The 25,949-nt window shown below is 41.7% G+C and carries 27 protein-coding genes; 12 read left to right on the plus strand and 15 right to left on the minus strand.

The genetic code is table 11. The features are described 5' to 3' along the window. Positions 1-26 precede the first annotated feature (26 nt). Positions 27-338, minus strand: coding sequence for a circadian clock protein KaiB (gene kaiB, locus SYN7509_RS0204905; RefSeq protein WP_009633154.1), 312 nt, complete (start codon positions 336-338; stop codon positions 27-29). Between the two features lie 24 nt (positions 339-362). Then, positions 363-731: a KaiA domain protein gene (locus SYN7509_RS0204910; protein ID WP_009633155.1), complete on the minus strand. Its 369-nt coding sequence runs from the start codon at positions 729-731 to the stop codon at positions 363-365. Between the two features lie 392 nt (positions 732-1,123). On the opposite strand from SYN7509_RS0204910, the gene SYN7509_RS0204915 reads away from it, so the two are divergent. After that, positions 1,124-4,144, plus strand: coding sequence for an ATP-binding response regulator (locus tag SYN7509_RS0204915; protein WP_051482617.1), 3,021 nt, complete (start codon positions 1,124-1,126; stop codon positions 4,142-4,144). A gap of 7 nt (positions 4,145-4,151) precedes the next feature. Here SYN7509_RS0204915 and SYN7509_RS0204920 read toward each other — a convergent pair whose 3' ends face one another. Both SYN7509_RS0204920 and SYN7509_RS0204925 read right to left on the minus strand, forming a co-directional pair. Beyond that, positions 4,152-5,924 (minus strand): ArnT family glycosyltransferase, encoded by a 1,773-nt coding sequence (locus tag SYN7509_RS0204920; RefSeq protein WP_009633157.1) that lies wholly within the window; start codon positions 5,922-5,924, stop codon positions 4,152-4,154. 71 nt (positions 5,925-5,995) lie between these two features. Further along, the gene (locus SYN7509_RS0204925) at positions 5,996-6,508 is read right to left on the minus strand and encodes a hypothetical protein (RefSeq protein WP_028954108.1); all 513 of its coding nucleotides are present in this window, start codon (positions 6,506-6,508) and stop codon (positions 5,996-5,998) included. Positions 6,509-6,633: 125 nt separating this feature from the next. On the opposite strand from SYN7509_RS0204925, the gene SYN7509_RS0204930 reads away from it, so the two are divergent. The 4 genes from SYN7509_RS0204930 to thyD all read left to right on the plus strand — a co-directional run bounded on the left by SYN7509_RS0204930 (position 6,634) and on the right by thyD (position 10,057). Continuing rightward, positions 6,634-7,023 carry a DUF565 domain-containing protein gene (locus SYN7509_RS0204930; RefSeq protein ID WP_227501472.1) on the plus strand — a complete coding sequence of 130 codons (390 nt, stop codon included), beginning with the start codon at positions 6,634-6,636 and terminating at the stop codon, positions 7,021-7,023. Between the two features lie 96 nt (positions 7,024-7,119). Then, positions 7,120-8,127, plus strand: coding sequence for a tryptophan--tRNA ligase (trpS, locus tag SYN7509_RS0204935; RefSeq protein ID WP_009633160.1), 1,008 nt, complete (start codon positions 7,120-7,122; stop codon positions 8,125-8,127). 90 nt (positions 8,128-8,217) lie between these two features. Further along, complete coding sequence (locus tag SYN7509_RS0204940) at positions 8,218-9,111, plus strand: methylenetetrahydrofolate reductase (protein WP_009633161.1); 894 nt, start codon at positions 8,218-8,220, stop codon at positions 9,109-9,111. 22 nt (positions 9,112-9,133) lie between these two features. Then, complete coding sequence (thyD, locus tag SYN7509_RS0204945) at positions 9,134-10,057, plus strand: thylakoid membrane protein ThyD (protein ID WP_009633162.1); 924 nt, start codon at positions 9,134-9,136, stop codon at positions 10,055-10,057. On the opposite strand, the gene SYN7509_RS0204950 is transcribed toward thyD, so the two are convergent. From SYN7509_RS0204950 to SYN7509_RS0204960, 3 genes are all read right to left on the minus strand, one after another. Further along, on the minus strand, positions 10,054-10,314 hold the full coding sequence (locus SYN7509_RS0204950) for a hypothetical protein (protein WP_009633163.1): 261 nt from the start codon (positions 10,312-10,314) through the stop codon (positions 10,054-10,056). The genes thyD and SYN7509_RS0204950 overlap by 4 nt on opposite strands. A gap of 8 nt (positions 10,315-10,322) precedes the next feature. Then, positions 10,323-10,745, minus strand: a complete 423-nt coding sequence (locus tag SYN7509_RS0204955) for a tetratricopeptide repeat protein (protein ID WP_009633164.1) — start codon at positions 10,743-10,745, stop codon at positions 10,323-10,325. Between the two features lie 112 nt (positions 10,746-10,857). Further along, positions 10,858-11,217, minus strand: coding sequence for a HesB/IscA family protein (locus SYN7509_RS0204960; RefSeq protein ID WP_009633165.1), 360 nt, complete (start codon positions 11,215-11,217; stop codon positions 10,858-10,860). A gap of 333 nt (positions 11,218-11,550) precedes the next feature. Between SYN7509_RS0204960 and SYN7509_RS0204965 the strand changes: the two genes are divergently transcribed. The 6 genes from SYN7509_RS0204965 to SYN7509_RS0204990 all read left to right on the plus strand — a co-directional run bounded on the left by SYN7509_RS0204965 (position 11,551) and on the right by SYN7509_RS0204990 (position 17,536). Continuing rightward, the gene (locus SYN7509_RS0204965) at positions 11,551-13,194 is read left to right on the plus strand and encodes a DUF6930 domain-containing protein (protein WP_009633166.1); all 1,644 of its coding nucleotides are present in this window, start codon (positions 11,551-11,553) and stop codon (positions 13,192-13,194) included. 56 nt (positions 13,195-13,250) lie between these two features. After that, on the plus strand, positions 13,251-14,723 hold the full coding sequence (gene zds, locus SYN7509_RS0204970) for a 9,9'-di-cis-zeta-carotene desaturase (protein WP_009633167.1): 1,473 nt from the start codon (positions 13,251-13,253) through the stop codon (positions 14,721-14,723). A 26-nt stretch (positions 14,724-14,749) separates the two neighbouring features. After that, positions 14,750-15,217 carry an SRPBCC family protein gene (locus SYN7509_RS0204975; RefSeq protein WP_009633168.1) on the plus strand — a complete coding sequence of 156 codons (468 nt, stop codon included), beginning with the start codon at positions 14,750-14,752 and terminating at the stop codon, positions 15,215-15,217. Positions 15,218-15,369: 152 nt separating this feature from the next. Then, entirely contained in the window at positions 15,370-16,662 is a 1,293-nt protein-coding gene (locus tag SYN7509_RS0204980) for a glycosyltransferase family 2 protein (protein ID WP_009633170.1), read from the plus strand. A 234-nt stretch (positions 16,663-16,896) separates the two neighbouring features. Continuing rightward, positions 16,897-17,160, plus strand: a complete 264-nt coding sequence (locus SYN7509_RS0204985; RefSeq protein ID WP_009633171.1) for an AbrB/MazE/SpoVT family DNA-binding domain-containing protein — start codon at positions 16,897-16,899, stop codon at positions 17,158-17,160. Further along, positions 17,147-17,536: a type II toxin-antitoxin system VapC family toxin gene (locus SYN7509_RS0204990; protein ID WP_009633172.1), complete on the plus strand. Its 390-nt coding sequence runs from the start codon at positions 17,147-17,149 to the stop codon at positions 17,534-17,536. Before SYN7509_RS0204985 ends, SYN7509_RS0204990 begins: the two co-directional genes overlap by 14 nt. Before the next feature lie 1,055 nt (positions 17,537-18,591). Here the strand turns inward: SYN7509_RS0204990 and SYN7509_RS0205000 are convergent. From SYN7509_RS0205000 to SYN7509_RS0205020, 5 genes are read right to left on the minus strand one after another with little or no spacing between them, the layout of a single operon-like run. Then, a complete protein-coding gene (locus SYN7509_RS0205000) occupies positions 18,592-18,918 on the minus strand; it encodes a type II toxin-antitoxin system VapC family toxin (protein WP_009633174.1) in 327 nt (108 codons plus the stop codon). A gap of 2 nt (positions 18,919-18,920) precedes the next feature. Further along, the gene (gene vapB, locus SYN7509_RS0205005) at positions 18,921-19,139 is read right to left on the minus strand and encodes a type II toxin-antitoxin system VapB family antitoxin (protein ID WP_009633175.1); all 219 of its coding nucleotides are present in this window, start codon (positions 19,137-19,139) and stop codon (positions 18,921-18,923) included. Between the two features lie 2 nt (positions 19,140-19,141). Further along, positions 19,142-19,732: a class I SAM-dependent DNA methyltransferase gene (locus SYN7509_RS0205010; protein WP_009633176.1), complete on the minus strand. Its 591-nt coding sequence runs from the start codon at positions 19,730-19,732 to the stop codon at positions 19,142-19,144. Beyond that, positions 19,729-20,445: a PIG-L deacetylase family protein gene (locus SYN7509_RS0205015; protein WP_009633177.1), complete on the minus strand. Its 717-nt coding sequence runs from the start codon at positions 20,443-20,445 to the stop codon at positions 19,729-19,731. Before SYN7509_RS0205015 ends, SYN7509_RS0205010 begins: the two co-directional genes overlap by 4 nt. Further along, entirely contained in the window at positions 20,424-21,617 is a 1,194-nt protein-coding gene (locus SYN7509_RS0205020; protein ID WP_009633178.1) for an acyl-CoA dehydrogenase family protein, read from the minus strand. Before SYN7509_RS0205020 ends, SYN7509_RS0205015 begins: the two co-directional genes overlap by 22 nt. Before the next feature lie 264 nt (positions 21,618-21,881). Between SYN7509_RS0205020 and SYN7509_RS0205025 the strand changes: the two genes are divergently transcribed. Then, positions 21,882-22,751 carry a DUF5895 domain-containing protein gene (locus tag SYN7509_RS0205025; protein ID WP_009633179.1) on the plus strand — a complete coding sequence of 290 codons (870 nt, stop codon included), beginning with the start codon at positions 21,882-21,884 and terminating at the stop codon, positions 22,749-22,751. 94 nt (positions 22,752-22,845) lie between these two features. On the opposite strand, the gene mltA is transcribed toward SYN7509_RS0205025, so the two are convergent. The 3 genes from mltA to SYN7509_RS0205040 form a co-directional block, all read right to left on the minus strand. Beyond that, positions 22,846-24,033 carry a murein transglycosylase A gene (gene mltA, locus SYN7509_RS0205030; protein ID WP_009633180.1) on the minus strand — a complete coding sequence of 396 codons (1,188 nt, stop codon included), beginning with the start codon at positions 24,031-24,033 and terminating at the stop codon, positions 22,846-22,848. Positions 24,034-24,036: 3 nt separating this feature from the next. After that, positions 24,037-24,288: a hypothetical protein gene (locus SYN7509_RS0205035; protein ID WP_009633181.1), complete on the minus strand. Its 252-nt coding sequence runs from the start codon at positions 24,286-24,288 to the stop codon at positions 24,037-24,039. 357 nt (positions 24,289-24,645) lie between these two features. After that, entirely contained in the window at positions 24,646-25,884 is a 1,239-nt protein-coding gene (locus SYN7509_RS0205040) for a lipid-A-disaccharide synthase-related protein (RefSeq protein WP_009633182.1), read from the minus strand. Between the last annotated feature and the right edge of the window lie 65 nt (positions 25,885-25,949).

The following is a 25,949-nucleotide window of genomic DNA, read 5'->3' on the forward strand; positions in this document are numbered from 1 at the left end:
AAAAAATAGTTACACCTAAATATTAGTCATTCTTCCTGATCTTCTTGTAGTTCTTCGTAAAATAAGTTCAAGCCAACTAATACCTTTTCTCGATCGGAAAGGTCACCAATAATTCGTCGTACTGGTAGAGGTAAAACTTTAGATAACGTTGGTATTGCTAAAATTTTGTCCTCCTCAGCTATGTGAGGATTTTTGATTATATCAATAACTTTGAGCGAATACACTCCTGGAAATTCTTGCTCCATAATATTTTTTAGCATTTTTAAAGCCCGAATAGAATTAGGTGTATTACCAGCAACGTAAAGCTTGAGAACGTAAGCTTTTTTTAAAGTATTCATGGGGCAGACAAATAGAATAAATAACTAACCAATAGCAGCATAATTAGATGGATGGCAACGATACATTTCACACAAATGCGCCAAAATTTCAATTAAAGTTAGCCGATAATCAAGGAGTATTTCTTCACTTCTACCTTCCAATTTTAATTGTTTAGAAAAATCCTCTATTAGCTCCAAATGAATTTGAATAACTTGCGGCACGGGAATGTTACTAGAAAAAACTTTATCTGTAAATTCGTCAATCTCAAACTTTACATTTGGGCTAGTAAAGTAGCTCAGAATAATTTGCCGATAGTCCTGTTTTAAACTTTGCAAAAATTTATTTTGCTTGTCTACAGACATTTGCTGAAATAATGTTTGGTTTTGCCCATTTTGATAACTAAAACGCTCCATGAATTTTTATTAACAAATTTTAAGCCTACGTTGTTATACTTTGAAAATTTTATAGAAATTGAAGGACATAAAAACTTAAGAAATTATTAATGTAAAATAATATTTTTGCGAATATATCTGTAAATAAAATCAAAATAGTTATTTATTAGATAATGTTACAAAAATATGTTAAGTCCCTAGCAAAAATTGTCAAAATTGAACCAATAATACATTGTATTTTACTATAATTGCTAAATGCGATCGCTCCTAAATAAAGATATGATCACAAAAAACGAAACCAGTCATCAAAAATTTAGCAGTTATTGCCTTGTCAGAGGTAGCATTTACTATACCAGAGAGTATAGAACCTACGTATTACCTCGATCAAAGATTTGCGGCACTAGATGATGTCAATGCTAACCATTAAACTAAGCAATTTCCTAGCGATCGAACCTTGGTGTGAGCATAAAACGGCTATAGCAGCAGTAGTAGAGGTATTGACAGTTAGGGAATGCGATCGCCTAGTAATAATTAATGCCCAGCAGCAACCAATAGGAATAATTTATACGACTAGACTCAATCTCCATCTAAGTGAATTGTCAAAAGCTAAAAAACAGCGTTTGCTAAAATCCGCACTTCAAGACAATCCTAACTTAGTAGAACCTTTAGAGGTATTGCCTGGAGATTGGAGCTTAGAACAATTTACCCTGCACTTACAAAAGCAAAACTATTCTAGCAATAGAGAATGGGCAGTAGTAGACGCAGACGCTAAATATTTAGGATTAGTAAATAGTTCGCTATTGTTCCAGTATTTAGGCTCATCAGCGTCGGAAAACAGCTTTGTCAACCAACTGGCTTTAGATTTTTTAATTGAGATCGTCAAAAAATTGCCTTGGGCGATTGTATTACAGACAAGTTTAGGAGTACAAATCGCTCAATCAAAATCCTGGCAAGAACACTTCGGCTGGTGGAAAGATTCGGGTGCTATCCGGCAAGAAATAACAGATATTCTAGATTCCACAACGCCAAACGTAAGTACACAAGTAAATCCACTGACGGACGAACTACCGCCTAGTTTTAGTCGCTGTCAGTTGGGAACAAAGCCCCATACTTGCGTTTGTGTTTGCCCAACAGCAGATGGAAAAGAAAAAGTATGGGAATTTATTAAAATTTCGCTGACTAACTCCACTGAAGATTTATCGCTATTAATAGCCAACGACATTAGCTATCAACAGCAATTGGCTTCGGAACTCTCTGCCAAAAATGCCGAACTAATTGGGTTGAACCGCCTCAAAGACGAATTTTTAGCTTGTATTAGTCACGAACTAAAAACCCCGATTACCGCCGTCATGGGGCTATCAACTTTATTAAAAGATCCGGCTTTAGGGCAACTAAACGATCGCCAAGCACGTTACGCGGGCTTAATCAACCAAAGCGGTCGTCATTTGATGGCGGTAGTAAGCGACATTCTAGACCTAACGCGGATGGAGACAGGACAGATAAAGTTGAACCTAGCACCTGTAAAGGTTCTCGCTATTTGCGATCGCGCTCATGAGCAAGTCAAAAGCATGAATTTTAAAGCTCAGGACTCAAATTCGACCGAAACTATCGAGGAGCATCGATTTACCTTAGAAATCGAACCAGGTATAGATATCTTCATTGCTGATGAATTGCGCCTGCGTCAGATGTTGGTAAATATGCTTAGTAATGCCTACAAGTTCACAAAACCAGGCGGCGAAGTTGGTTTGCAAATAAATCGCTGGGAAGGCTGGATTGCTTTTACAGTGTGGGATACGGGTATTGGTATATCTGAAGAGCAACAACACTTAATCTTTCAAAAATTTCAGCAACTAGAAAATCCCCTAATTCGTCAGTTTGAAGGTGCGGGCTTGGGACTTGTATTGACAAGAGCGCTGGCGCGTTTGCATGGCGGAGATGTAACTTTTTTATCTAAGCAAGGAATTGGTAGCTGCTTTACTTTACTACTACCCCCAAGTCCTCCCCAAAAAAGCATCGCGGACGAGCAAACAAGTCTTAGAAGTTATCCGATTCGCGGACAAACCCCCACGGCTCCTGCTTTTTTATCGCTATCAAATGTGGGGCTAAAAACAACACTCCCTTCGGCGGTGCAATTGCGCCCTAACCCATTGATATTGGTAGTCGAGGCTGCACCTCAATTTGTCGAAAATCTTAGCGAACAGCTAAACACTTTGGGCTATCGGGTTGTTGTTGCTCGTTCGGGAACTGAAGCTTTGGAAAAGTCACGGAGATTGCAACCTGTTTCTATATTTCTCAATCCAGTGTTACCTCTGCTTTCCGGTTGGGATGTACTTACCCTACTTAAAGCCGATGTTGCTACTAGCCAAATTCCTGTAATTGTGACGGCAACGGGGGCCCAGAAAGAGCAAGCATTATTGAATCATGCAGATGAATTTATGATCCTCCCGGTTCAAAACCAAAACTTGCAGCAAATTCTCAATCGGTTTTGTTCGATAGCGCCGATTTTTGCGCCAGAAGATCGCGATCGCCCTCGATGTGATTTATTAACAGTTTTGTGGTTGGTAACTCCTTTTGAACCTTCTTTGTTAACTTCAAGTTTGCTGCAACTTCATCACCGGGTGATTGAAGCCGATGACTTAGAGCAAGCAGAGTTATTAGCTCGGATTTGGCAACCGAATGTTGTTGTGATCGACGGTTCAATTTTGAAACCTTTAGATTATGTTCATCAACTTAGCAAACACTCTAAATTAAAACGTTTACCTTTAGTAACATTAAATGCTGCTACAACAGAGGCGGCAAACCAAGTACCAGGACTAATGGTGTTTCCTTGCTTAAATACAGATCGAGATGTAACAGTAAATTCTTTATTGGCAGTTTTGCAGGTGGCGGCGGGTATTAGTTGGCAACCAAGCTTGTTGATCGTCGATATTGCTAGTTTGCCTGACTTAATACCGTTAAAAGTTGGAGAAGATGTTGAATCTGCGCCTAAAAAAGAGTGGTTTCAAGCTTTAGTTCAATATTTACAAACGGCTGGATTCCAAGCAACTATGAGTCAGTCATGGGCGGAAGTGATGCGCCAAGTTCAATCTTCTGCTTGTAGCGTCGATGTAATGCTAATTAGTTTAGGCAATAGACCTTTTACGCCGCAAGCAATTCAAGCATTTATTGCTTTAAGTAAACAGGAAAATCTACCACCAATTTTGGTATTGGATAAGCTAAATCAAGATAACATCAAACCGCAATCTGTCCAGTTTCACCAGCCAGTAGAATCTAATCATAGCTATGTTTCAGAACAGCTTTCTACGGAGCAAACGTTCAAATCCGTTGATTTGGAAAATATTATCGAGGCGATCGCTACTCGCATCTTGCCACCTTCTCTATCAATGAAAGAATTATTAAACTATATTCACTGGGCTTTGATTGGGGATGAGTAAAGCCGACTTATTTAGTTACTCGGATAAGTCGATAAGCGCCAGCTTCTCCCAATTGCTGGGAATTGAAGGCGGGGGTTTCTAACTTGACTAGCTTTTTGGGTTGAGCTAAAACCATTGCCGAAAACGAAGCAGATTTAGTTGTTAGCAGTTTGTCTATGTAATTTATCCCCGCATTAGTTTCTTTGATGTAAGTTACGGGCAATTGACTATAAAATACTACACTCGGCTTTTTGAAGCCAATCATGACTAATTCTTCATTGGCTACGTGATTTGAAGAAGCGATCGCCGATAATTCTTTTAAGGGTACTTGCCTTGCTTCATCCATTAAAAAAGCCGCAGGCATCATCACAAAAATTACAAAGGCAATAAAGGCTACTATATTTAATTTCAGCAACCATTGCCCTTGACGACTTAGAAGTAAAGTCGCGCCGCCAATTCCACAAACTGCCCAAATTGCCCCACCGATAACAGGTAAACCCGATTGTTCCACAAGTTGGCGCAAGTTGGGGATAGCTGGATCTACACCCACTAATCCCGGCGCTAAAAACATTGCCACCGCTAGAATTAAAACTAATCCTACATTTAACCAACGGCTGATATAAAAAAACCTGCGGTATTTCCAACTAGGTTGATAAGGTATTGGTTCGCTCCAAGGTAAAGCTACTAAAAGCGCCGAGGCTGGCATTAGCGGTAATACATAGCTGGGTAGCTTGGTAACAGCGATCGTGAAAAAGCCAAATATACCCAAAAACCAAAATAAGGCAAATAAACTTAATTGATAACCCCGTTCTTGTTTTTGCCAGTGCGATCGCGCCTGTAACTTTATTTTAGTAATGGCTACGGGTAAATAAATCGACCAAGGAGCAAAACCTAAGAGAACCACCACAAAGTAATAATACCAAGGCGCAGAGTGACGGTTAACAACTCCTGTAAATCGTTCGAGATTGTGATAGCCAAAAAATGAATTGATATAATCGTTGCCATTACGGGCAATAACTAAAATAAACCAAGGTAGGGAAACCGCGCTAATTATTAATCCACCTACGACTAGGTGCATTTCTAGTAAGACTTCTCGCAGTTTACCCACATAAAACAAAAACGAGCCAATAATCAAACCTGGTAAAACAATGCCTACAGGCCCTTTAGTCAGAATTGCCAACCCAATTAAAATATAAAACGCCACATACCAACGTAGTTTTATCTTTGGCAAAGAATTGGCATAGCCGCAAAACCAACACAGCAGCGCCGAACCCATACACCCGCTTAAGAGCATATCTGACACCCCCGTTCGCGCCCAAACTATAGTTTCCGGGTTTAGGGCAATTATTGCCGCCCCAAGGGACGCACTTAGCCAATAGCGGCGATGTTCAAACTGCACCATTGGGGCGGAGGTATGCAACCCAAATAACCAAATAGTATAAAAACCCAAACCTACTAAACTCATCGCCGCCAACGCTGAAGGTAGACGCACCGCCCACTCATTTACCCCGACAACGTGATAAAACAGCGCCATTAACCAATAAATCAACGGTGGCTTATCAAAACGAGTTTCGCCGTTAAAAAATGGTGTAATCCAATCCCCGGTTATCTTCATTTGCCTAGCAGCTTCAGCAAATAACGGCTCGGTTTCGTCAATGAGGCTAATACTACCCAAATGCCAAAAGAAGGCTACTATACCCACCAATAGCAGCCACAACATCGCTAAAATTAGAGCTTGGCGAGGACGATTCGCAGTGTTGTTTAGCCAACTAATGAGAGGGCGATTTAGACGTTTTTTCATGTAGCAATTAAAATAATTAGCGATCGCAGGCAGTTTATCAGTTTTGTTTAGTCGATGGAAATTTTTAAGAGCTATTGCAAAGTTAAATGCCACCTAGAGAGTTTGGCATCCCAAATAGGTGCATCGCTCTCGCCGACTACATAAGGACCCCAATACTGACCCGAACCATCTTGAGCAAAAGCAACTAAAACGTCTCCTTTTTCCAGCTTAAAATTCCCTTCCGGCAAAGAAAGCACCAATCCTTCTTTACTCCCTTCTAAGGGCGCAAAGTCCCAATGAGCAGGTTCTACCGCCTTCTTCCCTCTTGCCAGCAATGCTACTCTTACAGGTAAATCGGTTTGATTGCTCAAGATTAACGCCCCCGGAACTCCTGCCATTTTAGTAGCAGGCGCAGAAGCAACTTGTTGACTTCCTTTGGGGGTAGCCGATGGAACTGCACGAGGTACGACCTTTTCCGGGGTTACTGTAGGTTGTTGTGGTGGCTCAATTGATATGCTAAATTGCATTGCCCCCACTACTAAAACCACCAACCCAAATAAAGAAGCAATCATGACGGCAGGGTATGCCGACGACTTAGCCTTCATAGTTTTATAGATATCTAGTTTATTTATGCTTATCATGTGCCAGTCTATAACTCTATTATCTATCGGTATTTTTAGAAATAACGTCTTTTTGACTACTGCCATAGGCTAAAGCTTGTAATATATCTTTGGTTAGAGCATATTGTCAGAAAGAAATCTGTCACACTGGCACGGGGGTAATTTTAGCGATGCAAAATACTCGTCTGAATAACTTATTTGGGGCTATTGGCGGACAGTTGAGCAGATGGTTATTTAATCCTTGGCGGCGGCTATCTCTGTTAGCTATAAGTCTGCTATTTGGCTTCTTTTTGGGGACAGCAGTTTCAACAACCGCAGGACAAGCAGCAGATTGGGATATTATTGCGGCAGGAATATTAGTAGCTTTGAGCGAAATCGTCGATCGCATTTATTACCGTCGTCGCTCTGGAGATCGCAGTTTTTGGGTAGAGTCTTTAAATGCGCTGAAAATTGGGCTGACTTATAGTTTATTTATTGAAGCTTTTAAACTGGGTTCGTAATTGCTCAAACTCTGTGCAAAAATGTCAGACTAGATGAACGAAGAAGCTTACTACATCTATATTTTTGCGGCTCTTTGGTAGAAAAAATTAAAATTTATGGCAAGCCTGCGCGTTTTATCGGGAGTCCAACCCACCGGAAATTTACATTTGGGTAACTATTTAGGAGCAATTCGTAACTGGGTAGAAGGACAAAGTCAATACGAGAATTTCTTTTGTGTCGTCGATTTGCACGCTATTACAGCGCCTCATAATCCTGCAACCCTGGCTACAGATACTTATACGATCGCAGCTTTATATTTAGCCTGTGGTATTGACCTAACTTACTCAAAGATTTTTGTTCAGTCTCATATTTCGGCTCATAGCGAATTAACCTGGCTGCTTAACTGTATTACTCCCCTAAACTGGCTGGAAGATATGATTCAGTTTAAGGAAAAAGCCATCAAGCAAGGCGAAAATGTCAATGTTGGCTTACTAGATTATCCGGTGCTGATGGCGGCAGATATTTTGCTCTACCAAGCTGATAAAGTGCCTGTCGGCGAAGATCAAAAGCAACATTTAGAGCTTACCCGCGATATTGCGGCTCGGTTTAACTACCAATTTGCCCGTAAAGATCCGGTTTTAAAGTTGCCCGATCCTTTAATTCGTAAGGAAGGCGCAAGAGTAATGAGTCTTACCGATGGTACGCGCAAAATGTCTAAGTCTGATCCTTCTGAAGCTAGTCGGATTAATTTACTAGACACTCCAGAGCAAATACAACAAAAAATTAAACGCTGCAAAACTGACCCAGAGCGGGGGCTAGTTTTTGACGATCCAGCGCGCCCGGAGTGTCACAATTTACTAACGTTGTATATGCTACTATCGGGCAAAACTAAGCAAACCGTAGCCGATGAGTGTCAAACTATGGGCTGGGGACAGTTTAAGCCATTACTTGCCGAAACTGCGATCGCATCCTTACAACCAATTCAAGCAAAATATCAAGCAGTAATGAGCGATCGCGGCTACTTAGAATCAGTATTGCGTGATGGCAGACAAAAAGCTGAAGAAGTCGCAAGCAATACCTTAAGTAAAGTTAAATCGGTTTTGGGGTATTCTGTCCCAGTGTAGTTATCTAGCCTCTTGACTGATTCCAAATACCTCCTGTTAGCTGTTAAAACAGATGCAATGTAGGTAACAGCCAACACCAAAAACGAGCCAATGAGTAATATATTTCGCACCGCCGTCAAAAACAAAGAATTTTTAATTACCGCCGAGGTTGCACCCCCCAAAGGCGGCGATCCCAGCCACATGATCCAAATTGCCAAAACTCTCAAAGGGCGAGTCCATGCGGTAAATATTACCGATGGTAGCCGAGCGGTGTTGCGGATGTGTCCGGTAATTGCTTCGGTACTGTTGCTACAGCAAGGTATAGAACCAATTTGTCAAGTAGCTTGCCGCGATCGCAACCGCATCGGCTTGCAAGCAGATTTAATGGGCGCTCATGCTCTTGGTGTCACCAATATCTTAGCTTTGACAGGAGATCCGGTAAAAGCTGGGGATCACGTAGAAGCTAAAAGTGTATTCGATCTTGAATCCGTGCGGCTGTTGCAATTAGTTGGCAAGCTCAATACTGGCTTTGATTACAACAATATTCCCCTTACTGATGGCGCAACAGATTTATTTGTCGGAGCGGCGGTAGATCCGCAATTGCCCAGTTGGTCGAGCTTACAGCGTCGGTTTGAGCGTAAATTAGAGGCGGGAGCGCAGTTTTTTCAAAGTCAGTTGATTACAGATTTTGAACGCTTAGAAAAATTTATGAGTCAAATTGCTGTAGGTTCTGATAAACCAATTTTGGCAGGGATCTTTTTACTTAAATCTGCTAAAAACGCCCAATTTATCAATCGTTGCGTCCCTGGGGTAAATATTCCCCAAGCTACTATTGACCGTTTGGCAAAGGCTTCTGACCCATTACTTGAAGGAATTGCGATCGCTGCCGAGCAAGTTAAGTTAGCGCAGCAAATTTGTCACGGTATCCACATGATGGCGGTAAAGCGCGAAGATTTGATCGCCCAAATATTAGATAAAGCTGAAATTGCTCCATTATCAAGTTAAATAAATTTTTATTAAGGTAAATATGAAAGTAGCAATTACTGGTGCAACCGGATTTGTAGGCAGCCGTTTAGTAGAGCGATTGCACTTACAAGGGCATCACCTGTTGGTATTGACTCGTAACGTCACAACGGCTCAAAAAACCTTCTCTAGCTCAAAGTTTCCCAACGTTGACATCGTTGCTTATACCCCCGATTCTAGTGGCTGGCAGCAATCCATATCGGGCTGTGACGGCGTAGTTAACCTAGCTGGCGAACCCATTGCGGAAGGACGATGGACAGCAGAGCGCAAGCAAGAAATTTTACAAAGTCGCAAACTGGGAACGCAAAAAATCGTCGAAGCAATTGCCCAAGCAAACCCCAAACCCCAAGTATTAGTAAATGCTTCCGCTATTGGCTATTACGGGACGAGCAAAAACGCCACGTTTGACGAAACTAGCGCGGCGGGGAGCGATTTTTTGGCTCAAGTTTGCCTTGACTGGGAAGCCGAAGCCCAAAAAGTTGTAGCGGCGGGAGTTCGGTTAGTAATTATCCGCTTGGGGATAGTTTTGGGTAAAGGTGGAGCTTTAGAAAAGATGATTACACCTTTTAAACTCTTTGCTGGTGGGCCAATTGGTACAGGTAAACAGTGGTTTTCGTGGATTCACCGCGACGACTTGGTAAACTTGATTATTCAAGCGCTGACACGCCCTGATATTACTGGCGTACTCAATGGTACAGCCCCCAACCCCGTGCGAATGAATGAACTATCCCAAACTATGGGACAAGTTATGAATCGTCCTTCTTGGTTGCCCGTACCCGGTATAGCAATAGAGGCATTACTAGGAGATGGTGCGATCGTTGTCTTAGAGGGGCAGCAAGTTGTCCCTAAGCGGACTTTGGAGTACAACTTTGATTATCAATACCCCACCCTGCCAGAGGCGCTTAAAGACATTCTAGGCAACAGCTAATATTTAGTCCGAAGTTGGGTAATTTTCCCTACAATACCGCTAATAATTGTCCCTGCCATCAAAATCCCGATCGCTGGGGTAAATACTGGTGTCCAGAGTTTGTACCATAGGTCTAAGCCTAGGGGGAGTTTAAGAGCGTGTCCAGCTACAGCGATCGCTAACCAAAAAAAGGCAAGCAATACTACAAAAAAATCTGCTACTAAAGCTAAATTAATCCACTTGACAAAAATATTTTCGCGGCGAGTTTGGTTAGTCATAAATCAACTTATACCTCAAACAGCCATTTATTAACTCTTTCTAAGCTTTTCCAGCCAGGCTTTCGAGCAAACCCATCGGCAATGCTTTGTTTGATTTCGGCGCGGACTTCTTCATCAATCATAATTAGCTGCATCGCTAAATCAATGTGTTCGCGCACGCCCTTGGTATTATTTTCTAACATTGCCAAGGCTAAATTAACTCGTGACTGCGCGTCTTGAGGATTTAGTTTTACCGCTTTTTGAGCGGCTTTGTAAGCGAAAGTTGGCTTGTTATCCAACATATACAGCCAAGCTAAACAAGCCCAAGCGGCACTACTTTTGGGAGCGCGATCGCATACTTCCTTAAAAGCTGGAATTAAAGTTGCTACTTCTTCCCCAGCTTTGTAACGTTCTAAACTTTCTTCAAATAAAGAGCCAACAGTTTCGGTCATCGTTTCCAATCAACAAAGGTATATGGGTAGTAGAAACCCAACAAGGGAATCAGGGTTGTGGTAGAGACGTTGCACTGCAACGTCTCTCCATGGGGTGGAACGTCTTTACATTTTAAACCCCGAAAGACTTACCACAGCCGCAGGTTTGCGCCGCATTGGGATTAGTAAATTGAAACCCGCCTCCAATTAAAGCATTGCTGTAATCAAGCATTAAACCATAAAGATATAACAAACTTTTGGGATCGCTGACAATTTTAAAACCATCGTAATCAAAAACTTGATCTTTCTCGCCAATGTTAGCTTCGGCTTCAAAATCCATCATGTAAGACATTCCCGAACAACCACCCTGACGCACTCCCACACGCAAATATAGATCCTTACCTTGTTGCTGTTGTAATGCCTGTAAGTGTTGTAAAGCAGCTTGGCTTAATTGAATCCCGCGTTGAGCCGATTGAACTGTAGAATTTGTCATAGTTACGAACCTGCTTTAAAGTTAAAGTGAAGTAATAACAGCTTTTTAGTTTATTTTAGCGAGTTGTAGAGCTTTTAACTGTTCAAGATGTTAGCTAGTATCAATAATAGATGTGCTAGTTACAAACCTAGCTTGGTATTGTGGCGGTTTCAGCAATTGTCAACAATCCTGTAGTTACAATGGCTAAAGGCTATATATCTTAGTTAGGAAGAGCGCAATTTGTGGAAAATATCAACAAGTAAGCGTTCATCTTAAAAATTAGAAGCAAGATCGCTAAACAACTTGCGGCTAATGGCTTTCTCCCTCTTACACTTCTGGTGATTGGTTTGGTTTATGACAATGTCTTTGAATAGTGCTACCCTTCGTCGGTTACAAAAATTAAACCAGATTGCTAGTGTTTGGGAGGGCGATCGCCGTCCATTTGCGCCCGCGACATCCGCGTTGGAATCTAATCCAGAATCCAAAGGTGAGTGTATCCTCTGGGTAGATGGTTCTCAAGGAGTGGTACGGGCGATGGATGTAGTAGCCGAAGATACTGGCCCAGAGGCAATTGTGCGGACGCTATTGAGAGCCATAGAGCATCCCAACAGCCCCGCCAAACCTGCACGCCCGCAAAAAATTGTTGTTAGAAGTCGGGAAATTCAGTTTTTTTTACGTGGCGCTCTCCAAGAGTTGGATATTGCGATCGATTATGTCCCCGATTTACCGCTAATTGATGAGCTATACCGCAGCTTTCAAGAAGTAGTTGACAGTCAAGTTCCCGAATTACCGCCCCAGTACGCTCAAGCTCTCAATCAAAAAGCTTTTGAAATTTGGCATGGCGCCCCTTGGGAAGTATTAGAGGAGCATCAAATTATCTCTATTGAATTAAATCAATGGGATGTAGGTACTCTCTACGCTTCAGTTATGGGAATGTTGGGGATGGAGTACGGAATTTTGCTCTATCGCTCGGAGGAGTCTTTAAAGCAATTTCGGGCAAAGGTGTTGTTAGAAGACGAGTCTCCAGGAAACTTGGAAGAAGCTTTTTTACAGCAAGACTGCTTGTTTTTGACTTTTGATACTGATGAGGAAGATGAGGAGGATGAGGAGGATGAGGATATTATTGATTTAGCCGATTTGCCCCTAACAGAGATCCAGCCATCTTTTGGAAATATTCACCCCTTGGAAGGTTTGCGCTCGGTACTGTACGAAGAAGAAGCGATCGCAATGTATATGGCGTTAGAAGGACTTAATCGCTTTATCCGGGACGAACGCGAGGTTTTATCTGACGATGAAATAATTCCCCTCAAGCATAAATATAAGATTTCTCCTCCGCCAACAGAGGCAAAAACTAAAGAAAAGCCCATTGCTGTTACTGTTGCAACAATGCCAGAACTCACCGCCGAATTAGAAGCGATGACTTTTGATGGTGATGAGGATGACGATGAAATGCCAACGTTTCAGTCCTTGCGAGATGATTTGATCCCCGAAGACTCTTTTTTAAGTTTGGGTGTAGTCTCTTGGGAAATGGTGGGTTATCTCCGTACCGGCGCAATTCATCACCAAGTTGGACAACCTACCCAAGCGGGGGATGGATTGCCAGTAATTTTGATTCAGACATCCCGCCCCAAAGCTATGACGATTATTACTACTATTCAAGAAGCGGGGGGACTTCAAGGAATTGGGTTTAATCCTGGCGCTGATCCTTTTGAAGGGGAACGTTACGATTTAGGAGTCTTAAAAACTGAAAATGAGGAAATGTTTTTATTTGGCGAGTTTTTAGACACAGATCCAGTTCACGTTGCAGCGCGCAAAAAATGGGACGAGCGGTGTAAAAATACTGGCGGTTATTGCGGTTTGATTGTTGCTAGGGGATTGATGGGAGCTTCACGGGGAAAGCCGCACTTAAAAGATATGATGGCGCTATTTGTGGGGCAAAATCTCTCTCCTCAAGATTTAGGGATTGGAACGCTACAACTAATGCCGCAATTTGAGTAAACAAAACCGCTAACAGATTAAAATATGTAAAGAATACGCGAAGGATTAAATACTAGATGCGGGTGGCGATCGTTGGGGCAGGACTAGCAGGGCTGGCAAGTGCGGTAGAATTAGCAGATGCTGGCTGGGACGTAGAAATTTTTGAATCTCGTCCGTTTGTGGGCGGTAAAGTTGGCAGTTGGGTAGATACGGACGGCAATCATGTAGAGATGGGATTGCACGTCTTTTTTGGCAACTACTATCAACTATTTGACTTGATGAAAAAAGTGGGGGCGCTAGATAACTTGCGCTTAAAGCAACATACCCATACTTTTATTAATGAAGGCGGACGCATTGGCGAATTAGATTTTCGCTTTCTGACTGGTGCGCCCTTCAACGGATTAAAGGCATTTTTTACTACATCTCAACTATCATTACTTGATAAAGCCCAAAATGCGATCGCTCTTGGTACTAGCCCCATAGTCCGAGGCTTGGTAGACTTTGAAGGGGCGATGAAAACTATCCGCAACTTGGATAGCGTCAGCTTTGCTGATTGGTTTCGCCGTCAAGGGGGTAGTAATGGCAGTCTCAAGCGGATGTGGAATCCCATAGCTTACGCCCTCGGCTTTATCGATACGGAAAATATTTCGGCTCGTTGTATGCTCACAATCTTCCTGATGTTTGCTACCAAAAGCGAAGCGTCAGTATTGCGAATGCTAGAAGGTTCTCCCCACGAGTATTTGCTTAAACCAATTGTGGAATATTTGGAGGCTAGAGGGGTAAAAATCCATACTCGCCGCCGCGTTAGAGAAATTCAGTTTGCAGGGGAAGGGCAACAAACAAAAGTTACTGGCTTTGTAATTGCTAAAGGCGAAACAGAAGAAACCGTTTTAGCCGATGCTTATCTATTTGCTTGTGATGTCCCAGGAATTCAGCGAGTTTTACCCCCACAATGGCGCAAATGGTCAGAATTTGACAAAATTTATAAGTTAGATACTGTACCTGTGGCTACCGTACAGTTAAGGTTTGATGGTTGGGTAACAGAGTTGCAAAATGCTACAGAACGAACTCAATTAGACCGTGCCGCCGGGATAGATAATTTACTATATACAGCAGATGCTGACTTTTCTTGTTTTGCAGATTTGGCTCTAACTAGCCCCAGTGACTACTACATTCCCGGAAAAGGCTCGTTAATGCAACTGGTACTAACGCCAGGAGATCCATTTATCAAACAAAGTAACGAAGAAATTGCCCAGCACGTCCTTAAGCAAGTCCACGCTTTATTCCCTTCATCGCGGGAATTAAACATGACTTGGTTCAGCGTTGTCAAACTTGCTCAGTCATTGTATCGAGAAGCTCCTGGAATGGACGTATATCGTCCATCACAAAAAACCCCTATAAGTAATTTCTTCCTAGCGGGGAGTTACACTCAGCAAGATTATATCGATAGTATGGAAGGCGCAACGCTTTCTGGTCGTCAGGCAGCAAAAGTAATTTTGGCTAGTGTAGGGGAAATAGAAAATCCTCAACAATTATCTACTGTCGCGTAGCCCAAACAACAATAGAGGAAACCTAGATGGCTGATTGGTTAGAGCATAGCGTACAAGTTGAAGTAGATGCGCCTATAGATGTAGTTTGGCAGTTATGGGCGGATTTGGAGCAAATGCCTTTGTGGATGAAGTGGATTGATTCGGTGAAAGTTCTACCAAACGATCCGCAACTATCGCGCTGGAAACTAAAAACGGGTAGTTTAGAATTTAGCTGGCTATCGCGCCTAACAAAAATTGTCCCCCACCAAATTATTGAGTGGGAATCGGTGGACGGTTTACCCAATCGGGGCGCTATTCGCTTTTACGATCGCCCAAACAATAGTAGTATTGTCAAACTTTCTATTGCCTATGCTATTCCTGGGATCTTGGGCAAAATTATGGATGGTCTGTTTTTAGGGAAAGCAGTAGAATCAACGATTCAAGCAGACTTAGAAAGATTCCGTGATTACGCCATGCAAGCAAAAGCTCAAAAAGTTGGGACGCATCCTTATTGAAAAAACTCTAAGTTTGATGAGAGCTTAATGTAACTATTAGTACCAATCTTCCACCAGATAGATTTAGAGCTAAATCTAAAACGACAAAATGGTTTTTATAAATCTTCATAAAAACCTCATGTCCTGCAATTATCGGAAATTGAAAAAGTGCTATGGGAGATGAGCGCTTAGAATTATTTGCTGATTTAGCAAGTAATTTACCTCAAAAGTCGCCACAGCTTCTAGTTCCGACACCGCCCTTAGCTCTATGCGAAGTCTGCGTTATTGTCCCCGTTCGTAATGAAGCCCAAACTATAGAAACCACTCTTAGCGCCCTAGCCTACCAAATCGACTTAAAGGGAAACAAACTCGATTGGCGGCGTTATGAAGTTATTTTATTAGCAAATAATTGTAGCGATAATTCCGCCGAAATTGCCTGTTATTTTGCCAGACGGCATCCCGAATTAGTTTTGCACGTAGTGGAAATAACTCTACCTCCGGCGGAGGCATACATCGGTAGAGTGCGGCAAATTTTGATGGATGAAGCTTATCGTCGTCTAGTTTACTTGCGACGCAGACGAGGAATAATTGCTTCAACTGACGGGGATTCTCAAGTTACGCCGACTTGGATTGCGGCTAATATTGCCGAAGTTGCGGCGGGTGCGGATGCGGTAGGTGGGAGAATATATATAACTAAAAGCGATCGCGCTACTTTAAATCCTTACGCCAAAGCTTGCTATTTGCGCGAAGTTGGCTACCGTTTTCTCATTGCTGAATTAGAAGATTATCTCGATCCCGACCCCGACGATCGCTTTCCCCGCCACTATCAACATTATGGTGCAAGCCTGGCTGTAACAGCCCAGATGTACCAACAAGCAGGAGGATTACCCGCCGTCCGCACCCCGGAAGATGTAGCTTTTTACCAAGCTTTATTGCGGGTAAATGCGCGTTTTCGCCATAGTCCTTTAGTAAAAGTTGTAACTTCAGCCAGAGAAACGGGACGCGCCGCTTTAGGGTTGGCAAATCAATTGCATCAATGGGCGGCGATGGGAATGGGTGAGCAACCTTTTTTAGTAGAATCAGTAAATGCGATCGCGCTGCGTTTGCAAGTACGTCACCAATTGCGAATACTTTGGTCGGGCATTTTAGACGGTTATCAGCCAGATATTGCTCATATAGCTCAAATAGCAACAGATTTGGGGGTAAACGTACAATGGTTAGCCAAAGAATTGACGCAACCACATACTTTTGGTTTATTGTTTGAGAAAATCGAGCAACGCCAAGAGAAAGAAGGGATTTGGGCGCAACGTTGGCAAAAGGTAGAGATTAGACAAGTTATAACAGAATTACGGATATATCTTGATGAATTACGGAAAAAGTGCGATCGCTATAGTTTATCTAAATTGCCTAGTTTTTCAGCCCAAGATTTTGCTAATTTGCAGGCTGAACGGCTGATTCCTTTTTAGAAGCAATCTAAAAAAGTGCATAAGTTTGTTGGTTATGCTGATTAAGTGCGATTACTTTTTGAGCAATTGATATTGTAGAGAATGCGATCGCTATTTTTTTCATTTACTTAGACAAGTTAGGTTCTACCACAATTGGGAAACTCTCAAACCGGAGAGTTCATTTCGCCGCAAGCACTTTCAAGACGCTAGTGTTAAAATTCTTACATATTTCTTACTCTTTTGACCCCGAATCTGATGAAAGTAACCAAGCTGTCGAGCAAAGGACAAGTTATTATTCCAAAAACCTTACGTGCTGCTCATAATTGGGAAGCAGGTCAAGAGCTTATTGCGATTGATGTTGGTGATGGTATTCTTTTAAAACCCAAAAAGCCTTTCCCAGAGACGACGTTAGCGCAGGTTGCAGGATGCTTAGAATATTCAGGAAAGCCGAAAAGTTTAGATGATATAGAAGATGCGATTCACCAAGGAGTAATGGAACAGTGGCATGATTGCAGTTGATACAAATATTGTTGTACGTCTCTTAACTCAAGATGACGAACAGCAATACAACAAAAGCTTTAAGCTATTTCAGAAACATGATGTATTTATTCCAGACATAGTAATCCTTGAAACAGAGTGGGTTTTACGTTTTGCTTACAACTTCAAACCCAATAAAATTTGCGAAGCATTTAAAAATTTATTCGGTTTACCTAATGTTCAGCTTACGAATGGAAATTTAATGGCGCAAGTTCTGCAATGGCATGAAAACGGCTTGGATTTTGCCGATGCAATCCATTTAGCACAAAGCCAGAACTGTTCCGCGCTTTACACTTTTGATACTAAGTTCGTAAATAAAGCTAAGAAATTAACGGAGTGTGCAGTTCAGCAGCCTTGAAATATCTTTAACCGATTGCCTTTTAAGTGTAGGCTCTAATTCTACCTAGAAGCGGGTTTCGGCGGGGAAGCAGAGCCAGTATTGTAAGGATTGTGGGAACTAGGCTATAAAAAATGCGATCGCTAACCGTTGTTGAAATATCTCTCAAGTGAACACTGATTGGTTTTGAGGATTTATCAACCAACCCACCGAAGGAAAATATTAGCAACTCTATCATTTTTTAAGTGAGAGTCAAGCTTTTAGGCTGTATTTGCTACCATTTCCGCTTGCTCGCTCAAATAAATCGAGCCGATATTGTTCTTCCTTTTGTCCTAATAAATGCCGTTTTACAAAAGTAGAATATTTTTGGATTGATTATGATTATACTCTTTGCAGGTTATAGGCATCGAGAGCCAGATCGCAATTCATCAAAATAAGGGAATGATTCAGCGAGGTAATATTAAGAACACAAGCGCAAGCTAAATTTAAATTTTAATTAAACTCTGTATAGGAAGTTCAAAATGGAGATTTTTTGGAAATTCTTACTAGATATATGTCTATTTCTAGCGTTGGTATTATCTACAACAATAATAAATGTCATATTAGTTATTTTGTTTCAAGGTAATATCAGTTTACGATCATTGTGTTTCGAGACGATTAAACAAATTTTGCAATCTCCATGGTTAACAGCAATGTTTACTATGTTCTTCTCTTTTTCGTTAATTGCTAGCTATTTTTGCAGCAAGATATTTTATGTAATGTTTAACTCTTTCAACATATTAGATGTATCTTTCGTCTCAGCTTGCTTTTTTATCTTCATGCTTTTGTTAATGGATTGTAATAAAATTTTGGCTAACATCGAAAAAACAGATAGTCTCAAAGAAATGGACTACTACAAAGTTATATTATGGCGAAACATAGACTCATCATTAACACCTGCAATAATTAATACATTGTTAGTTGTGCTAGGTATGTTGATTACCTACTACCAATTTAACTAGATTCGTTAGTCAGATTGTAGCTTTGGAGTTTTTTGCTCTTGAGAGTATTTCATCCACATTCAAACCTGGACAACTTCATCTAGATAGCATTGCCTGTGCTACTAAAATGCGATCAAAAGGATCTCTATGATGTAGAGGCAAGTTAAAATAGCGCTCAGTATTAGAGAATGCGATCGGCAAAACTTCTATTTTTAGTTGTTGTAGCACTATCTCTAACTCAGCAAAGGAGTTTTGCAAGCTAAGTTTTCCTAAACCAAGCTTAATTGAAATTTCCCATAGACTGGCAATACTCAACCAAAGAGTATTACTTGGATCTTCAAGAATTTCTGCTGCTTTAGAACTTAATTTTTTGCTGTCTTGCAAGTACCAGAGAAAAGTATGGGTATCCAGGAGAAGATTCATGTTTACATATAATCTTTTAATTCTTCAAGTGGTTCATCAAAATCCTCAGACATCCAGACTTTACCTTTCCAGATTCCAAGTCCGCCTCGCTTGGTAGTATTTGGCGTTTTAGGAGCTTCTGGGGCGTAGCGATTTACTAGAAATTCTATATAGTCAAGAACTGACTGTTTGGCAGATTCCGGCAATTTTTCGAGATTTTTCAAGATAGTAGTTTCTATCATTTTTACACGCGCTCAAATAAATCGAGCCGATATTGTTCTTCCTTTTGACCTAATAAATGTCGTAATTTAGTCGGAGCAAGTTCAAAAAACGAGTCGTGGACTTCATCGCCACTTAAAGGATAATCACGGGCGTAAAGCGTCCAGTGAACTAAAAGCAAATGTCCGCTGGGTTCTAGATGCTCTAGGATTAACTGTTGAGCTTTTTTTAAGTCTTCCCAACACCAGTAATAGCCAACTTCTGAAACTAAAGTTAAATCAAATGTTTCATTAGGATATTGCTCTGGTACAGACATAATCTCAAATTTAACGTGGGAAAGCGATTTACAGCGCGCGATCGCTTTCTCTTGCGCTAACTTTGATACATCAATAGAAAGCAAAGCATCGCAACGTTGGGCGAGTTTTTGAGTTAGTACGCCAATAGATCCGCCAATTTCAAAAGCCGAACGATAACGTTCTTTTGGTAAAGCGGCAATTGTGGCAGCATATTTATTAGCTTCGTACTCGCTAGTTTCAAACTTCCAAGGATCGGGACTTTCAGTATAAAGCTTGTCAAAGTAGCTAGGCGGTAAAGAGTTAGGTTGCGACTCGTTCATAAATATTCCTCTAAATAAACTTCCACTGGACGAGTAAAGTTTACCAACATTTCTGAGGTTAGCCGAAACCCTTGGGGGTCATCATCAATTAAATTAGTGATTTGGGAACGATAAGATGCGATCGCTTGTTGTTTTAATTTCAGTACAAAGCTAATATCTAATCGCCAGCTAATAAGCTTGTGATTATCCCAGTTTGTACTTTGCGAGTCGTCCCAATCCCAGATTGGATACTCTATTAAACGCGGAGTCATATTTAAGCTAGTTAAAGCTTTACTAACTAACTGAAAACTAGCACGGTGATCGGAGTGAGGATCGCAGCGCAGAGGTAAAAATACAATTTCTGGGGCAATTTGCGCTAAATATTGACTCAAATCGAGGTTTTGATGAGCAACTCCGCCATCGGGTAAACGCAAAAAGTTAATCGCCGTTGCATCAACTCCCAATATGTCCAAAGCTGAGATTGTCTCGCTTTCCCGTAATTCTCGCAGCGCTAAAGGTGGATACTTTCGGGAATTGGGGTGAGACAAAGTACCGTCGCTAACTACCAGCACGCTTACGTCACAGCCAATAGAACGTAAAAGTGCGATCGCGCCTCCACAGCCCAAAGTCTCATCGTCGGGGTGTGGTGCAACAATTAGCGCCCGTTTAACAGCAATTTGGGACACCGAATACAAGGGCGATTCTACACCCGTTAATAGTAAGTTTTCGACCATAAAGAATCAATTGAGGTAGTGTCAGCCAATGCGTACTTACCAGCGCTGCCTAAAGCTGCATCAAAAGCAGGTTGGCGTAAATACAAACTTAAATCGCGGATAATTCGCTCCATCGGATAGGGAGGTAATAAGCCGCGAGTACCAACAATTCGTTCGCTTAGTTGCATTGCATCCATACAAATAGACTCGATTGTTGTTCTTACCATATTTGTATAAGCAACTAATTTTTCGGCTTGGGGATGGTCAACATCAGGGTAGCCACCAAAAATCGGCGCATAACTTGCAACCAAATCCGCCGCACCTTTTAGCCAAAGATTTCCGCTTTCAATGGCGATCGCCATTTTTCCAATTCGGGCTTGTTGATGCGGATCTTCCGTCCTATTTAGCTCGTGTAAATACTGCCGCGTTGCGTCAAATAATGCCTCTGCGCCCCCCAACTGCACCGCCGCAAACCTAATTACTCCCGCCGTTAACCAAGGTTGGCGATAATAATCTCCTGGCTTGCCAATTAACCACTTAGCGTCTAATTCTACCCCAGTAAAATCTACTTTATAACTAGCCGTTGCTCGCATTCCCATCGGTTGCCACCAAGCCGGATCGCTCACCGTTGCGACTTCTTCCATCGGTACAATACACATTTGCCAAGTGCCGTCGGGCAGCGATCCGTTGACAAAAGGACGCTCAACGTACCCGCAGCCAGAAGCAAAGGTTTTTGAGCCTTCTAGCCTATAGCGTCCGTCGCCGAGGGGAATAATTTTTACACCATCTTCAGCTTCAGCATTCCAAACGCCAAATATTTTGTGGTGAAGTCGCGCGTCTTCTGCCAATTGCTCGATTTGTTCTCTTGTCCCAAAACTCTGCACCAATTGCAGCGCGTTAACGTGTCCTTCATAGATGCGCCCTACCGCCAAATTGCCGCTCCCAATGCACTTAAGCAACATTAGCGTTTCGTAAATGGCAACAGCGTCTATTCCCGCACCCCAGCCGCCTAAATGGGGTTGTAGTGGCGCTTCTAGCAGTCCACTATCAGCGATTAGTTCAAATTCTCGTACTGGAAATACCCCAAAGCGATCGCTCTCGGCGGCGTTGGTGGCACAATAAGCAGCAATTTCTTTTGCTCTAGCTAAGTGGTTAACGGCGTTACAAGTAGTGTTGAGCTTCGCGCTATACAATTGAGTATTGATATTTCCCCCTTCTTTGACAGCTTTGATAATACTGCTAAGAATAATGACTTATTAGTTCGATCTAACACCTCTATCTTCTGTACGATCTGACGATGGGTTATTTTTGTAGCTGTTAAATCTGTAAATTTGCGATCGCCCGCAATATGTAAATCAAGAATTATGTCAATCTGACTTTTACCCGTAGTTTGCCGGATTCATCCTACTTGTAAAATAGATAGACTCTATTAGCTAACGATTTTTTAGTATTAAAACATGAACTCACCCACAAATTTCGATTTTGAAGACGATAAATTTAACGCTCCACCATCGCTAACTATTCCTTGGTGTCAAATGATTAATCCTAGGTATGACAATGGCGAAATGCAGCCCTATGGATTAGCTATTAGAGTAGACAATGCTAAAGCCGTAGGTTTTACTCCTGATGCTAACTGGCAACAGATAGATTACGCTTTTAGCACTGGAGAAATTCAACCACTGTTTATTAGTAATACACCGCAGTTAGTTGTTGTTCGCCGAGGGCCATTATCGCTAAAAAATCGCGAAACTGGCGAAAAGATTGGGACGCTTAAAGACCATTACGACGCTTTTTTAACAGATAAACTTAAATTCAAAACCTATACTCGTCACTTAATTTACTTAGTAGATAATAACAAAAAGTTTTTGCATAAATTGCCTCTACAATTAACATTAAATGGCGCAGCAGGGGCAAGTTTTAGCAAAGCTTACTACGATTACAACAAGCAAAGTAGAGAATTAACTGGATTTTTGGGCGAATTAGAAAAAGCTTACGCGCAATATCGCCAACAACCAGTGTCATCAAAAGGTGGTTTATTCTACGCTCACGGTATTTTTTGCCCAATAATTGAATCTGAAGAAAGAGGAAGCGGCGAAAATACAGCCTTAATTGCGGCGACTACAGATTACGAACATCCTACCGTAGATACTTTAAGTAAGTACTTAATTGCCTCTGATGCTGAAGAATCGACAATAATTGTTCAAGCTTTTGAAGAACATAAAGAGTTTGGTAAAGAAAACATTAAATTTGTTGAAACTTCTAAAGTGGCAGCAACTTCTAGTTCTGCTTATACCGATGATGATGAATTTGATTATCCACCCTATTAAAAAACTTCAAGAGCGGGTAATTATTAATTGTCAATAACATGAACAGCCTAGAATTAAAGCTAATTCCAGGCTGTTTGGTCAAAAATAGTAATTTTTACTTAAGTAGCAAATAATACAATTGACCTCTACTACCCGTAACTCCCGCGCGATCGCCTGCCAATTTTCCTGTACCCATAAAATAATCTACTCGTCCCGCACCTTTAATCGCACTCCCCGCGTCTTGATCCAAAACATAGCGGCTAACACTGCGATACTCCATTTGCGTTTTAGGATCATTTTTAAATAGCCCCTTGGAATTACCTTGAAAAGGCAGGCTAGTATGAATCAGTGCTAAAGCCCCTGGAGGCATTAAAGACTTATCGGTAGCAATCGAGCGCTCGGCAGTTACAGGTACGCCTAAACTCCCCGTAGCTGGCGCTCCATAGGTTTTGCGGAAAAACACAAAACTGCGGTTGCGGGGTAAATAACTATTGAGTTCCCAAGGTTTTTGGGTAAAGTAATTAATCATTACAGGTAAAGTTAAGCCTGGAAGCGGCAGTTTGCCATCTTTGGCTAACTCCTTGCCAATACTGGTGTAAGGATAATCGGTTTTAGCCGCGTAACCTATACTCATTTGAGTACCATCAGTAAGAGCAAACCTAGCCGAGCCTTGAATTTGAGCTAAAAAAGCGTCTAAGCGATCGCTTAACCAAACTAATTCTAATCCCTTCAGCTTGCTTTTTGCCCCTAACAAACCATCTTTGCCTTCTAATTGGGCGCGAGTAGGATGAGGTTTAGACCATCTTTTAAAGTTGTTAGGCAGTTGATACAAAGGGTAACGGTATTTTTCGGTTTTGACGGGACTAGCCTCGTACATTGGCTCGTAATAGGCGGTAAATAAAACTTCTCCCTTACCATCTCTGCCCGTCGAACGATAAAAAACAAAATCTCGTTTGACCGCCTGCTGGAGATCGGCGGGAGTTTTGGCGGCAACTACCAGTTTGCGGAAATGAACTAAACTGCGACGGACGCGATCGCGGGTAATACCACTAGAGCTATATTTTCGGTAAGCTTTCAACGCACTAGGCGAATTTACATAGCGCAAACTGCTATCAATAGACTTTAGTACCTCTCGCCAATCGCCACTTTGACCATTTTCACCCCATATTTGCGCGTCTAGCCCCAAGTTGGGATCTTGAGCCTGTTTATTTACTTGCAGAGGTACGCGGGCGATGGAAGGGGTAGGACAAAGCGCGATCGCCACTCCTATAGAGGTCAGTAAACCAAATATCTTTTTCATCATTTACTAATATCTTTCTACACTAGAACTAAATATTGGTTCGACACGAATAGCCAAAATGCTGGCTGGACGCACTACCATGTACTCTCCCTGAACGTTTTTGATCGGTACACTAATAAATTCAGTTGAAGCTGACTTAGGCACAAGTTCGCCACTGTACCATTTTTGAAATTCCTGAATGTTACTAAAACGTATTTCTTCCCGGTGTCCACCTGCAATCATTAGGTGTACGACGTATTCGTTAGGAGTTCTGGGCATACAATCGAGTTACCTTATAGTGACGACTAGCTGTTAGTCAAGAGCAAGTTTACCTAAAAATATGAATTATTCAACCCAAGTCAAAGTTAGGACTTGTTTTGACGACCCTGTTTAGTCAAACTTGTAACCAACAACGGCGATCGCGCATATGACAATAAATTAACCACAATTAGCGCAAAAAAGGCAACCTAAGAGTCAATTTTTATGGTAGTTGGTTGGTAAATAAAACTAGCGATTTTCATTTTTGCAGTCAGACAAACCGTCAGGGCAACTAGCAATTTCTTAGAATGTGACGTAGAGCTACTTCAAATTGTGCCAATTTAGGATAATGCCGTTACAAACTTTACTCGCTAAAAGTTAATTATTTTGCTCAAATTGCTCGATCAAACACTCGGCAATTCGCCGCGCTGCGCCAGGTTTTCCCATGCGTTTATAACCATTTTCGGCAATTTGCGCTAACTGCTCAGTATCAGTTAATAAAGTCTGTACCGCTTCCCCCGTTTGGTTTGGATGCTCTAATAAAATGAGCGATGACCCTAAATGACGGCTTTGGGCTTCGGCAAAACTATAGGTAAATTGCGGGCCATTACCAGGAAAGGCGATCGCCGGTTTGCCAAGTCCAACAAATTGTTCTGTTGCTGTCCCCGCCATGGCGATCGCAATGTCTGCTCTTGCCAAACACTCGTTATAAGCTGTTTGACTTAAAACAATTGAGGCATTTTTATAAGTGAAGGTTTGGTTATTTAATGAACAAAAACCTGCTTTGACGAGCATTTGAGCCAGAATTTCTAGATTGACTTGAGCGGAAATTGCCCCCAAAAATAACAAAGAGCGATCGCTAAAAACTTCTAGTAAGCTAAAAATTGCTACTAAAATTTGTTGCCAATTGGTGTAAACTTCCGGCACTCTAGAACCAGGAAGCAAAACAATACTCAATTGTGCTAGGGCAGATATTTGTAGAGGGTGGACGGGGATTAATCCATCCATCATCGGGTTGCCTAAGTCAAACACTGGGATACGCCATTTTTGCAACATTTTTGCAGTCATTTGATCTCTAGGAAAAACTGCTAAAGAACGAGGATTGCTCATTAGCCAGCGTTCCCAAGGTAAATAAATAGAACTATTCAACCCTAAAAAATTTGCCATGCGATTATTTTGGCGTAGATTTCCCAACCCATCGCGCACGTAGTATTCCGATTTGGCTGTCCCCACAAAAGCATAGTTAGCACTGCTCCACCAAGCAAACAATAATGGTACGACATCTCCCACAGCTAAAATCTTGCCACCGCCATCTTTTACCCAAGTACGCATAGCTTTGAGCTGAGTATAAGTTAGTTGCAATAAACCTCCTTGTAAGTCCCGTACCAATTGCCGCCCATCCATGTAAAGAAAACCACCCGAAGGCATAGCTTGCACAGAGCCAATCACCGGAATATCTGCCGCAAAGTATGCTCTCCCTTCACCAACTAGGGGCAGGGCCGAAATATTGAGTTTCTTCGAGATTTGGCTTAGTTCCTGTAAAATACGCACAGCAACTATATCCTCTCCATGACCATTACTGAGGCAAAGTAATCGAAATTCAGACTTGTTGGACATGAAAACCAATAAAAAAGGTTTGGGTTGAATACTAAATTTAATCTACGCTTTTAGAGCGATTAGAC

The organism is Synechocystis sp. PCC 7509, assembly GCF_000332075.2.
In the GTDB taxonomy this organism is placed as follows: Bacteria; Cyanobacteriota; Cyanobacteriia; order Cyanobacteriales; family Chroococcidiopsidaceae; genus Aliterella.